The following is a 12,479-nucleotide window of genomic DNA, read 5'->3' on the forward strand; positions in this document are numbered from 1 at the left end:
ACGTTCTGATGATCAGAACGTGTCGTATATGATAGCTCAACCTCGTGGTGGAAATGGATCATGTCCGTAAGAATCTTTTTCGCGAATCTGCCCTTCTTTGTTATGAATCACGAGTTCTGTCTTCTGTTTTTTCGCAATGCGACGCCCTTCAGCGATCGCTTCTTTCTGTGTAGCAAATCGTTTGGTTGCTCGAGTCGCACCAGCAGCTTTCACTTGATAGCCACCTTTAGGATGTGGCGTGACATGTTGCTCTCGTTTCATCCAACTCCTCCTCTCATACGTGTCAGCTAGATACGTTCACGTCACATTGATGACTATCTTGATGTCCCTGTTTCAACAGTATCTTCGATTGGCAACGTAGACATGTCATCAATCGGAAGGTTGCTTTTTTCGTGCTGACCGCGTGTCTTCGTAATTCATTCTCATATACATGTCTTGCCTTGATTCGATGGTCGACTTCACTTTCCATCCCAATCCCTCTTCCCTCAACTTATATTTTTTTCTAACTATTATGTGCCCTGAATCATTCTTGATAAATCCTTTTTTAAGAAAATCAATCTTTCTGCGGGCAGCTTCATAAAATATCGTCAAAAGGTCCTGTTTAATATGTATTTTACCGACCGATAAATGAATTACAGATAGAAAATATGAGTTGAGAGGACTAGTTGAACGTGAAGAACACAACCAAGAACCATTCCATCCGAACGCGCCTTTTAGTAATGATTAGTTTGATTTTGATTGCCTTTTTTGTTTTTAGTAGTCTAGCTTTATACTTCAATACGAAACAAACGGCAGTCTCAACATTGAAAGCGACCGCTGAAAAGGACGCACTGCGCATCAGTAAAACGTTCGATACGGCAGCTTACAGCGAATTTCTACAATCGCCTGTCGCGTCCGAACAATACGAAACGTTACGAACAGAACTCGATACGTTACGTAAGCAAAATGGACTCTTATATACATACACAGCACGGATCGACCAAAATAAGGTTCGATTATTAATCGATGGTTTACCAAAAGATAAGGCTGCAAAAATCAATGCCCCGGCAAGTGGCGCAACTGTTGCCGATATGCAGGACGTCCTAAAGGGCAAAACACATACGACCGACGTGATTGACGATCCAATTTACGGCCAGTACATCAGTGTCTACGTTCCGCTGAAGGATTCGACCGGGAAAATCATCGGTATCCTTGGAACCGACATCGCGGCGAAGGAAGTCGATGCCCTGACGACCGATCTATTGCAACAAAACGCTCCGATTTTCATCGGGTTGATGCTCCTACTGTTGACGATAACCCTTATCTTGCTTTACATCGTACTCGGTCGAAAGTTACGTCCGCTCGAGACGTTACAGAAAGTCGCTGCCTTGATTGCCGACGGACGACTGGATCAGGCAAAACAAACGTTGACCGATTTGACGATTGCTTCGAAAGACGAAATCTATGCGCTTGCGATCTCGATTCGTGATATGAACGAGATGCTGCGGACGATGATTGTCGACATCAAACAGACGGCTACTCTCGTCTCAACGACGAGTCAATCAATTGACCAAAGTACGTCGGAAGTACTCGACGGTTCCGAACAAATCGCTCATACGATGTCGGAAATCGCGACTGGGACGGAAAGTCAGACCCAAGTCACGCTCTCATTGAATGATGAGATGAATCGGTTCGCAACATTGATCGAGACGACGAATCAGTCTGGTGTCGAAATTCAAGGAACAACGGAGCAGATGGCAACACTGACACGAGTCGGACGGGAGCAAATGTCCGCTTCCGTCGAACAGATGCGTCACATTCATCAGCACGTCACGCAATCTGCTGAACAGATTGATCTACTGAAACAGCAATCATCAGATATCCAAACGCTCGTCGGCATCATCCGCGGTATTTCTGAGCAAACGAATCTACTCGCCCTGAATGCCGCAATCGAAGCGGCACGGGCTGGTGAACAAGGAAAAGGATTCGCTGTCGTTGCGACTGAGGTCAAGAATCTTTCTAGCCATGTCGCTAGCAGTGTCAGCGAAATCGCAACGATTGTCACGTCGATCGAAGCCAGTGCGCAGCAGATGCAACATAGTTTCAAGACGACGGTCGAAGCAACAGCAGCCGGTGAACAGATCGTCCTCGATACGGATACGACGTTCGAACGGTTGACGGATCAAGTCACGCATGTCTCATCAGCAACACAGCAGATGACGCAACAGATGGAAGACGTCTTGCAGGCAGAACGATTCATTCGCAATGCCTTGACGGAAATTGCCGCTGTCGCGGAAGAACATACGGCGAGTAACGAGGAAGTTGCCGCTGCGTCTGAACAAATGATCGCGACGATCACGACGCTGCATACGCTCGTCGGTGATTTAAACGCACGAACAGAACATTTAGAACAGGAAGCCCGTCGCTTCGAGATTTAATCTTTCATTTGTTCTTTTCTGGTTCTCACTCTATACTGGTGTGAACTTACATATGAAGGAGTCGAACCAGATGGCCCATTATGATGTCATCATCGTCGGTGCCGGATCCATGGGGATGGCAGCCGGCTACTATCTCTCACGAACCGATCAAAACATCTTACTATTAGACGCTCACAATCCACCGCATGATCAAGCGAGCCACCACGGCGAGACCCGAATCATTCGCCATGCCTACGGGGAAGGTGAAGCTTATGTGCCGCTCGCCTTAGCCGCGCAACGCTTATGGTACGAGTTGGAACAGATCAGCGGTCGGAGTCTGTTTCTGAACACCGGAGTCTTAAACGCTGGTCACCGCTCGTCCCGTTCGATGCAGACGATCATCAGGAGTGCAGCGCAGTATGATTTACCGCTTGAGGTCCTGACAGCTGACGAAATCAGAACCCGCTGGTCCGGTTTAACGATGCCCGACGAGTATATCGGTTGTTTTGAACCGACGTCCGGTGTGTTGAAGTGCGAGGATTGTATTGAAGCATACCGCGATCTTGCTGTCGCGAACGGTGTCGACATCCGGACGAATGCGAAAGTGACGACGCTTACCTCCCACGCCACTGGAGTTGACGTAACGGTCGGATCAGACACCTATTCGGCTGACGCATTAATCGTCGCAGCCGGTGCCTGGTCTGGTCCGTTGCTCGAACAGACTGGACTCGCCTTACCGCTGCGACCGGTCCGCAAGACGTTCGCCTGGTTCGAAGCAACGGAAGAGATATTCAACGACGCGGTGTTCCCTGCCTTCGCCTTTGATACACCCGCCGGTTATTATTACGGTTTTCCAAGCATTGCTCAAGCCGGCCTGAAAATCGGACGCCACGACGGTGGCATTCCCGTTGATCCGAATCAACCACGCCGTCCATTCGGTCAAGAGACGGGTGATCTGGCTGATTTACGACAGTTCACGAATACGTTCATTCCCTCGATCGATACTTTAGCTCACGGCAAAGCGTGTCTCTATACGATGACGCCAGATGAGGATTTCATTATCGATTTGCATCCGGACTATCCGCACATCGCAATCGCCGCTGGCTTTTCGGGTCACGGATTCAAGTTCAGTAGCTTAGTCGGAAAAGTACTCAGTGAATTGATCATGCAACGATCGACGACTGAACCGATCGGACCGTTCGCGATTAAACGTTTTACGAAATAAGGCTTATGAAACAATAAAGACCGGCAACGAAAAATCGTTGTCGGTCTTCTGTATCAACGGTATGATGTCACACCGATTCATTCGATTCCTGCTGATTTTTTGCAAATAGCTTTTCACGCTGTTTTTTCTCATCTTCAGTCCACCAGCCATGGATCAATAAGACGAGTCCAAGAATCAACGCACTCATCGGGAAATATGTTAAGTAATACTCACCAAGGTTTTCTCCTAGAAATTCTGGAGATAATTCAATATACGCTCGGAACATCTGAACGATGAAGAATAAGAAAAAACTTGTAATCAGGGCATATGTACCGTAGCGATAACTTGTATTTTTCATATGAAGGCTCCTTTCTAAACATACTCTAATATAAATCATTCAAGGAACATATCAAATTTCCTCTTTTTACATTATCATTTTTAAGAATGTTTCCAAAAGCATGATAAGATAGTTTTAGAATCGATTGAACGAAGGAGTGGAATACGTCGTGAACTTTAACTTATTCAAAAATCATGTCCGGTTTAAGATTGCACTCGAATTGATTGATCGCGAAGACGGCTTATCAATCATGCAACTGAATCAACGTTTAACGGATGTACCGCAGTCTACTTTGTACCGGCAAGTCAATGCGATGATGGACGATCAGTTGTTGAAGGTCGTCGCCGTCCAGCGTGTTGGAAAAGTCGAAGAGAAGATCTATGCCTTGAACACAAGCGGTTACCAGATCAGCGAAGCGGACTGGAACAGTGCGACGTACGATGAAAAAGTGAATTTCGTCTCGTTCTACTTCATGTATGTCTTGCAGCAGTACCAGACGTACTTCGAACAGACCGTTCTAACGCAAGGTCAGGACCACTCGACGTTCTCGATCGCGAAATTGCAACTGACGGATGAAACCTTCAATGATTTTCAACAGGACATGCGGACACTGCTCGAAAAATATCATCACCTGGAGACAGAAGACCAGGCAACTGAACGGACCGTCTCACTCGTCATCTTGCCGTAGACACTCTCCGAATTCAGGAGGGTGTTTTTTTATCAGTAGATCTTTTATTGACTTTTCTATTTTCATTATTGATAATGGTAATAGAAAAGGAGGGTTTTTATGAACACAGATTTCTCTGCCTTATCACACATCGACTGGGAACGATTCCTGCCCCTATTATTGATTTACATCTCCATCAACCTGATTCTACTTAGCTGCGCCTGTATCGATTGGTTCAGACGGAAGGACCGGATCGCGACACCGACTACTTGGTTATTGATCATTCTCCTCGTCCAGCCGATTGGCTCGATTCTCTACTTCGTCCTCGGAAGGAGGATGACAGCATGATTCAGATTTCTCATCTCCAGCTTTCACTTCAACGACGTCTTATCCTAGACGATATTTCCTTTACGATTCACGAACATGAATGTCTTGGACTGATTGGTCCGAATGGTGCCGGAAAAACGACACTCCTGAAATGTCTGAGCGGCATGATCGAGAGTGACCGTGGTTCGATCACGATGTCTTCGCGCTCCATCCGTCAAGAGCAGCAATCGATCGGCTACTTATCACAACAAACAGATTTCAAGTCTTGGATGACGTGCGAACAATCACTACGTTTTTTCGGACGCTTGTCGGGGCTTGATCGCGCAACGTTAAATAAGCGGATTCCAGCCGTTCTACATGAAGTTGGACTCCACGACCAACAAACAGAAGTCGTCGAACGCCTGTCCGGCGGCATGCGCCAACGTCTCGGAATCGCCCAAGCCATCTTACATGAACCGACATTTTTGATTCTTGACGAACCAGCTTCCGCCCTAGATCCGAGTGGTCGACATGATATCAATCAATTGATCCTCCGCTTAAAGAAACGGATGACGATCATCGTCTCAACGCACCTGTTAGAAGACGCAAAGACGTGTTGCGATCGCTTCCTCGTCATTAAGCACGGAAAATTGCTGGGGCCGCTCGATAATCAACGCAACGTGGATCAATATCGGATTCAAGTCGAGACGCTTACAGCTGCCCCTTCGTTTTCTGCGACACGATTTCCACGAGTCGAGATTGATCGAATCAACCCGTGCTGCTATCAGTTCTCCGCACAGCAGCCGCTTGATCTCTCACAGTTAGCGATCACTCTGATTCAACAGGGATGGTCGATTGCTTCGATTGCCTATCAACCGATCGGACTTGAGGAACGGTTCCTCGACATGGTGGCAGACGTATGAGGACCTTCTATACACTGACATGGACCGAGTGGTTGGAAGCATGGAAAGAATGGAAGATCGTTTGGTTACCGCTGTTCTTCATTGCCCTCGGTGTGACCCAACCATTGCTGTTGATGTATATGGATGTCTTGCTCGCACACGTCGGAAATGCAGAAGGAATCATCGTTGATCCGGATCGTCCTGCTCCGCAACCGCTTGACGTCTTCAGCGCAACAATCCATGGGCAATTCAATCAGCTTGGCTTGATCGTCCTGATCATGAGCTTCATGGGACTGCTCGCTTCAGACCGACAAACCGGTATGCAGGATTTCATTCTGACGCGCCCTGTCTCTCGGACTGTCTATCTCCTGTCGAAATGGTTCAGTCACGGGATGATTAGTTTATTCGGGATGCTGATTGGGGCCCTCACGTCCTACTGTTTGACCGTCTATTGGTTCGGATTTCTCTCACCGATGCTTGCACTACGTATCATCCTCGATTTTAGTCTTTGGACGTTATTCGTCGTCAGTCTGACACTACTGATCAGCACCTTCTTGCGACGTGCTGTTCCGATTGGTATCCTGTCGCTCGTCGTTTCCTTACTACTTGTTGCACTACCTTCGCTAATGCCAGACGTATTATTTTTCACGCCTGGGGCGCTACTGTCGCTCCCATCGCACACGTCGTTTTTTTCTTCGTCCCATCTGATTGGTGTCGCTTCTTGTCTCGTTTGGATTCTTCTCATACTCGGCTGGTCAGCTCTTCGGTTCCGAAAAACGGCTTATTGATCCTCTTTTACAACAAAAAAGGATAACGGAGCCGTTCAGCCGTCCGTTATCCTTTGTTTGCTTGTGTCTTTCGAATCGTTCGTTGCCTTGGATGCACGGCAAGTTTTGCTTGGCGCATCCGTTCGACGGCAGGATCCGTCGCAGCATCGAACGCTGCTAAACTTGGGTAATGCCCGACGAGACGTCCCTGCTCCAAAATCGCAAAGCTGTCACAGAGTTGTTCGGCAGCTTTAATGTCATGGGTGATGAAGACATATGTTAGACCGTGCAGCCGCTTCAAGTCAGCTAACAGTGCGAGAATCAATCGTTTGTTGACCATGTCGAGGCTACTGACTGCTTCGTCTAACACGATCAGACGTGGTTCAGCAGCAATCGCTCGCGCAATCGCGATCCGCTGCAGTTGCCCGCCACTGAACTGCGCCGGATATTTCGTCAAATCCGATGCCTTAAGTCCGACTTGTTCAATAAGCGTGACGAGACGCTGTTGCCGTGCTTCACCCTTTAAACGAATGAAGTTATCAAGCGGTTCGGCGATAATATCGGCCGCCGTCAGCTTTGGATTGACAGCAGCAAACGAGTCCTGGAAGACGACCTGAACATCTCCTTGAAACGGTCGTTTTGTCGCATGCCGGTCGATACCGTTGAACCAGATCGTACCGCTTGACGGGCGTTCGAGCCCAAGCAACAGTCGTCCGAGCGTACTTTTCCCGGCACCACTCGACCCAAGTAGTCCGAGACAACGTCCCGCTTCAAGCGTCAACGACACATCATGTAAGACGGTCTGTGCTGGTCGAAACCGGCGTTTATAGACGTGTGAGACTTGATCGATCTGTAGTAAACTCATCCGAACGCCTCCCTTCCTAGATGCTGTGCAAGAAGGGACTGTGTATACGGATGTTGCGGTCGATCAAACAATTCAAAAACATCTGCTTGCTCAACGATCCGTCCTTGCTGCATGACGAGGACATCGTCTGCAAGTTCAGCGATCACACCGAGATCATGTGAGATGAGCAAGATTGCCGTTCCGTAAGTCGCCCGCATCCGTTCGAGTAATTCAAGAACCGTCTTTTGATTAAAGACATCGAGTGCCGTCGTCGGTTCATCGGCAATCAAGACGCTTGGGCGCAGGGCAACAGCTAAGGCGATCATGATCCGTTGCAACATCCCTCCACTCAGCTCGAACGGATAAGCTTTGAGCAACCGGGCGGCATCCGTCAGATTGACTTCTTCGAGTGCCGTCATCGCTTGTTGTTTCGCTTCACGTTTTGAACAACGTGTATGGGTCTGAATCGTCTCGATCATCTGGTGCCCGATCGAATAGACCGGTGTGAAGGCACTCATCGGATTTTGCATGATGAACGCAATCTCACCGCCCCGAATCGTTCGCACAGCGCGTTCTGATAAGGATTGAATTGATGTTCCGTTCAGTCGAATATCGCCAGTGACGTCTGTTGTCTGTGGATTAAGTAGACGCATTAAAGCGAGACTCGTCACTGTTTTCCCACAGCCACTCTCTCCGACAAGACCAAGAATCTGTCCAGCTTGAATCGAGAACGTCACACCTTCGATCAATGTTACTGGTTGTTTCGTATGGACGGTCAGACCGTCGACAGCTAAGATCGGTTCGATACGGGCACCTCCTCTCATTTCATCGTTTTTGACACACCGAATCGTTCTGCTAACTGTTCTCCTACTAGGTTAAAGCTGATGATGACAAGCATGATCGCAAGTCCCGGATAAATCATCAATTCCGGATTCGTCCGGATGTACGATTTTCCTTCGTGAATCATCGCTCCCCACTCGGCAGTTGGTGACTGAACACCAAGCCCGAGGAACGACATCGCCGAGATATCCATGATCGCCCAGCCCATCTCAAGCGTTCCGATGACGAGCAGCGGCGGTAAGATGTTCGGCAGGATGTGCGTCCGAATGATCTTCCACGAAGACGAACCATTGACGCGAGCAGCGGCGATGAACGCTTCCGTCTTCAGCGTCATGACCATTCCGCGGAACATCCGCGCGTAGTAGACCCACTGGACGAGCATCAAGGCGATGATGACCTGCTTGAGACCTGGACCGAAGAGACCGACGAGACCGAGGACGAGAATCAGACTCGGAAATGCCATTACACCGTCACACAGGCGCATCAAGAGCTGGTCGACCCAACCACCACGGTAACCGGCAAGTGTTCCGACGAACAGTCCAATCGCAAGTGAGGCGATGAAGATCAACACGGCACAACCGAGTGAAATCCGCGCGCCGTAAATCAAGCGCGATAAGAGACAGCGTCCGAGCTGGTCGGTTCCGAGCGGATAGGCTGACGACGGACCATGGAGCTTTTGCGTCAAGTCGACGAGGTTCGGATCATGCGGCGCGATCCATGGCGCGAACAACGCAATGCCTGCCATACCGATTAAGACGAATGCACAAAGATAAAGAAACGGCGTATACCGCGACCGGATCATCGTTGCTGGAAGTGGAGTATTCATACCGTACCTCCTTTTTTCGCTAGGCGTGGATCGAGCACGGCTTGAATGATGTCGACGAGCAAACTACTACCGATGAAAACGAGGGCAGCGAGAAAGACGTAGCCTTGGATGACCGGCATATCCCGGTCAAAGATTGCTTCAATGAAGTAGCGACCGAATCCTGGCCACGAGAAGACGGTCTCGACGATGATCGTTCCCGTCAGCAACTTTCCGAGGTTCATTCCAAGACCCGTGATCATCGGCGGAATCGCCATCCGAAGAACGTGTTTCCCAAGAATCCGTCCTTCCTTTAATCCACGTGTCCGGGCAAACAAGACATACGGTTCGTTCAATGCTTCAATCACACTGCCACGGAGCAATCGTGTATACAAGGCAATCAACGGAAAGGCGAGCGTCAATGCCGGTAAGATCAAGTGCATCACACTTCCCGTCCCCCCGACCGGAAACCAATCCAGCTTTACGGCAAAGAAGAAGATAAACAGATACCCAAGCCAAAACGACGGGATTGAAGCCCCGATGAAGGCGATTGCCCGACTGAGATGATCAAAGAATCCATTCTTCTTGATCCCAGCAAGGAATCCGAGCGGAATACTGACGACGAGTGCGAGCAGTAGACTCGTTAATGCCAGCTCGACCGTCGGTGGTAAGCGGAGCAAGACATCTTCAAGGACCGGTTTTCCGGAAAGATACGATGTGCCGAAATCGAGCTGCGCCAAGCGGATGACGGCATCGAAGTATTGTTGGTAGAACGGTTGATCGAGTCCGAATTCTGCTCGTTTGGCAGCGAGTAGTTCATCCGTCGGTTGGATATGAGCAGCGGACAGATAGGCCTGTGCCGGATCAACCGGTGACAAATGAATCAACCCTGTCAGAATCAAGACCGCCAGTAACAAAATCGGGATGACGGATAATATGCGTTTGACGAGGAAGACCCCCATGTCATCCCTCCTTTACTTAATGCCGATCCGGGCAAATGGACTCTCATCCCGGTTCGCCGGGAACTGGAAGTTCGTCACGTCCGACTGATAGATTGCCATCTTCTTCAAGTACGAAATCGGAATCAATGCCCCTTGATCTTGGAGTGATGGCAGAATGTCGGCGTACATCTTCTGACGCTTCGTCTCGTCTGTCGTTTTTAAGACATCTTTGATCTCTTGTAAGAGTTGTTCTTTATTCGGATATGCCGAAATCGCTTCTTTGAAGCCGAAGCCATCCGTATCAATCAGGTTCACGAACGTATGCGGATCATACGGTGCACCGAAGTTGCTGTAGAAGTTGATGTCAAATCGGTTGTCTTTGAAGCGCTGGACTTGATCTGGCAGTTCGACGGCTTCCGTCTTCAGCTCGACGCCGATTTTCGACCATTCCGACTGGAGTGTTTCGGCCATCGCCTTTTGGACCTGCTCGGCCGCATCATACATCATCCCGATTTGCAGCGGTTGCCCGTCCTTGACGCGAACCTTTTCACCTTTCGGCAGTTTCCAACCTGCTTCATCAAGGAGACGATTCGCTTCCTTGACGTCATAATCCCGTTGCTTCACTTTCAGGTTCGACGTGTACGGCATGTTCGGTGGCAACAGGTAGTCAGCTGGTGCTTCTATTCCCGACGTGATCCCTTCGACGAGAGCAGCTTTATCGAACCCGTGCTGGAGCGCCTGGCGGACGCGTTCGTCAGACAGACGCTTATTTTTCGTATTCAAGACGAGGAGACGCGTCGCGACTGGTTCGGACATCTCTGTCTTGTAGGATTTATCCGTCTTTAACTGATTGAAGGCATCGATGCTGATCGCCCCTTCACCGTAAATCAGATCAACTTGTCCTTTTTCGAGTGCTAAGACACGTGTCTCCGCATCCGGGATGATGTCGACCTTGATGTGATCGATGTTCGGTTTCGGACCCCAGTAGTTTTTATTGACCTTAAACGTCGCATACTGATCCGGTTTGTATTCGTCGAGCATCCATGGACCTGTCCCGACTTCCTTTTTGACACCCTTCGACGTATCGCCGTTTTCCGGGAATCCCGCTTCTCCGAGGAAACGGACCGGGCGGACGACCGCGAGTTCCTGAATCGTCGGGTAATAGGCTTCGGATAATGTCAGGCGGAACGTCTTCGCATCGACAGCTTCTGTCTTCTCGATTTTCGTGATGAAGCCAAGCCAGCTATGTAAGGCTTTTTGTTTGAGGATCGCGTCAAAGTTCTTTTTGACGATCGCTGCGTCAAACGTCGAACCGTCCGAAAACTTGACACCGTCACGGAGCGTAAACGTATACGTTTTTCCGTCTTCAGAAATCTTCCAAGACGAGGCTAAGTATGGCTCGAGCTTTCCACCTTCTCCGTAGTGGACGAGTGGCTCATAGATCATCGACTGTGCGAACAGTTGTGATGGATTGTAGACGTGCGGGTTCATCGTTCCGACGTCGCGTGGCCACGCGAGCGTCAATGTATCTTTATCTTTTCGCTCTCCTGTCGACTCGCCCGGGTTCGAGCAGCCGATCAATAATGATGTCAAAGACAGGATCGAGACGGTAGAAATCAGTAATTTTTTACGGTTAACGTTCATGGTAGACAGAACTCCCAACTTGTATTGATAATCATTTTCAATTGTAAGAGGGAAAGGGAAGGATTGTCAATGGATAATCCAGCTTTTAACTGGACGTAAAGGCGCTTTTTGACAGGATTTCCACGCTTAACTGAGCAACGTTCCGTGTATGCCTCTTGTTTGTCAATAATTGTAATCAACTGCGTTAACCGGTATCCTAGTTTGTATGTTGCGTTTCTTGTCTGACGAAATGATTCGCACGGAAAGGATGATGGTATGTCACGACTAGTTTCCTCCGTCTCACTTGTATTTCTCAGTATTCTCTTAGTTCTCCCATTGCTAATGATCGATGGACTGATTTTATACGTTGGCGATATGTCCTACGACTCGTTCGTTGGTTGTCTGGTGTTTCTTTTATGTTTCTATCTCGCTAGTCTGGTCGTCAGCGTCGTCTTCGACGGGATGATGCGTGCGCTCGGCGGACTGTTTAAGCGTCGTCTCTCGAACATACTGTTTGCTGTCGTAAACGGTTCCGTCAGTTTGAGCGTCTTACTCTGGATGGACCTCTACGTGGAGTCCGTTACAATCTCGCTTGCGACGAAAGTCGTGCTGGTATCTGTACATACGGTATTGTTTTACCTGATTCATCAATCGAGCGATTCGACTACTCCGTCTTCCGAAGACAATGCACAATATGAGCCCATCGTTAAAGACGCCATCCGCTTGTTAGAAGATGTCGATCCCGTGACATGCGTCGAACAGTTATGTCTCAAGTACCCCGAGCTTCCGAAAAAAGATATCATTCGGATCGTTTATCGTCTTCATGGCAACTAAAAAGACCTGATCGTTT

General features: G+C 48.9%; 14 protein-coding genes. 7 read left to right on the forward strand and 7 right to left on the reverse strand.

Going from position 1 to position 12,479, the window contains the following annotated elements:
• Nucleotides 1-36 precede the first annotated feature (36 nt).
• Entirely contained in the window at nt 37-261 is a 225-nt protein-coding gene (locus tag ITJ88_RS08025; RefSeq protein ID WP_058265324.1) for a DUF2188 domain-containing protein, read from the reverse strand.
• 458 nt (nt 262-719) lie between these two features.
• On the opposite strand from ITJ88_RS08025, the gene ITJ88_RS08030 reads away from it, so the two are divergent.
• Entirely contained in the window at nt 720-2,417 is a 1,698-nt protein-coding gene (locus tag ITJ88_RS08030; protein WP_195865276.1) for a methyl-accepting chemotaxis protein, read from the forward strand.
• A 70-nt stretch (nt 2,418-2,487) separates the two neighbouring features.
• Complete coding sequence (solA, locus tag ITJ88_RS08035) at nt 2,488-3,621, forward strand: N-methyl-L-tryptophan oxidase (RefSeq protein ID WP_195865277.1); 1,134 nt, start codon at nt 2,488-2,490, stop codon at nt 3,619-3,621.
• Between the two features lie 67 nt (nt 3,622-3,688).
• Here solA and ITJ88_RS08040 read toward each other — a convergent pair whose 3' ends face one another.
• Complete coding sequence (locus tag ITJ88_RS08040) at nt 3,689-3,958, reverse strand: hypothetical protein (RefSeq protein ID WP_195865278.1); 270 nt, start codon at nt 3,956-3,958, stop codon at nt 3,689-3,691.
• 148 nt (nt 3,959-4,106) lie between these two features.
• Between ITJ88_RS08040 and ITJ88_RS08045 the strand changes: the two genes are divergently transcribed.
• The 4 genes from ITJ88_RS08045 (at nt 4,107) to ITJ88_RS08060 (ending at nt 6,600) form a co-directional block, all read left to right on the forward strand.
• Complete coding sequence (locus ITJ88_RS08045; protein ID WP_195865279.1) at nt 4,107-4,625, forward strand: transcriptional regulator; 519 nt, start codon at nt 4,107-4,109, stop codon at nt 4,623-4,625.
• A gap of 99 nt (nt 4,626-4,724) precedes the next feature.
• Nucleotides 4,725-4,952 carry a PLDc N-terminal domain-containing protein gene (locus tag ITJ88_RS08050; RefSeq protein WP_056060843.1) on the forward strand — a complete coding sequence of 76 codons (228 nt, stop codon included), beginning with the start codon at nt 4,725-4,727 and terminating at the stop codon, nt 4,950-4,952.
• Entirely contained in the window at nt 4,949-5,833 is an 885-nt protein-coding gene (locus tag ITJ88_RS08055; protein ID WP_195865280.1) for an ABC transporter ATP-binding protein, read from the forward strand. Before ITJ88_RS08050 ends, ITJ88_RS08055 begins: the two co-directional genes overlap by 4 nt.
• Nucleotides 5,830-6,600 carry an ABC transporter permease gene (locus tag ITJ88_RS08060; RefSeq protein ID WP_195865281.1) on the forward strand — a complete coding sequence of 257 codons (771 nt, stop codon included), beginning with the start codon at nt 5,830-5,832 and terminating at the stop codon, nt 6,598-6,600. The genes ITJ88_RS08055 and ITJ88_RS08060 overlap by 4 nt, the downstream gene beginning before the upstream one ends.
• A 46-nt stretch (nt 6,601-6,646) precedes the next feature.
• Here the strand turns inward: ITJ88_RS08060 and ITJ88_RS08065 are convergent, their stop codons facing one another.
• Genes ITJ88_RS08065 through nikA form a run of 5 tightly spaced genes read right to left on the reverse strand, consistent with a single transcriptional unit; the run spans nt 6,647 to nt 11,650 of the window.
• Nucleotides 6,647-7,444: an ATP-binding cassette domain-containing protein gene (locus ITJ88_RS08065; protein ID WP_195865282.1), complete on the reverse strand. Its 798-nt coding sequence runs from the start codon at nt 7,442-7,444 to the stop codon at nt 6,647-6,649.
• Nucleotides 7,441-8,247, reverse strand: a complete 807-nt coding sequence (locus ITJ88_RS08070; protein WP_195865283.1) for an ABC transporter ATP-binding protein — start codon at nt 8,245-8,247, stop codon at nt 7,441-7,443. The genes ITJ88_RS08065 and ITJ88_RS08070 overlap by 4 nt, the downstream gene beginning before the upstream one ends.
• Nucleotides 8,244-9,065 carry a nickel ABC transporter permease subunit NikC gene (nikC, locus tag ITJ88_RS08075; protein WP_195865539.1) on the reverse strand — a complete coding sequence of 274 codons (822 nt, stop codon included), beginning with the start codon at nt 9,063-9,065 and terminating at the stop codon, nt 8,244-8,246. The genes ITJ88_RS08070 and nikC overlap by 4 nt, the downstream gene beginning before the upstream one ends.
• 20 nt (nt 9,066-9,085) lie before the next feature.
• On the reverse strand, nt 9,086-10,027 hold the full coding sequence (gene nikB / locus ITJ88_RS08080) for a nickel ABC transporter permease (protein ID WP_195865284.1): 942 nt from the start codon (nt 10,025-10,027) through the stop codon (nt 9,086-9,088).
• A 12-nt stretch (nt 10,028-10,039) separates the two neighbouring features.
• Nucleotides 10,040-11,650 (reverse strand): nickel ABC transporter substrate-binding protein, encoded by a 1,611-nt coding sequence (nikA, locus tag ITJ88_RS08085; protein ID WP_195865285.1) that lies wholly within the window; start codon nt 11,648-11,650, stop codon nt 10,040-10,042.
• 255 nt (nt 11,651-11,905) lie between these two features.
• On the opposite strand from nikA, the gene ITJ88_RS08090 reads away from it, so the two are divergent.
• Nucleotides 11,906-12,463, forward strand: coding sequence for a hypothetical protein (locus tag ITJ88_RS08090; protein ID WP_195865286.1), 558 nt, complete (start codon nt 11,906-11,908; stop codon nt 12,461-12,463).
• Nucleotides 12,464-12,479 lie beyond the last annotated feature (16 nt).

Origin of the sequence: Exiguobacterium abrahamii (assembly GCF_015645365.1) — a bacterium.
GTDB lineage: Bacteria > Bacillota > Bacilli > Exiguobacteriales > Exiguobacteriaceae > Exiguobacterium_A > Exiguobacterium_A abrahamii.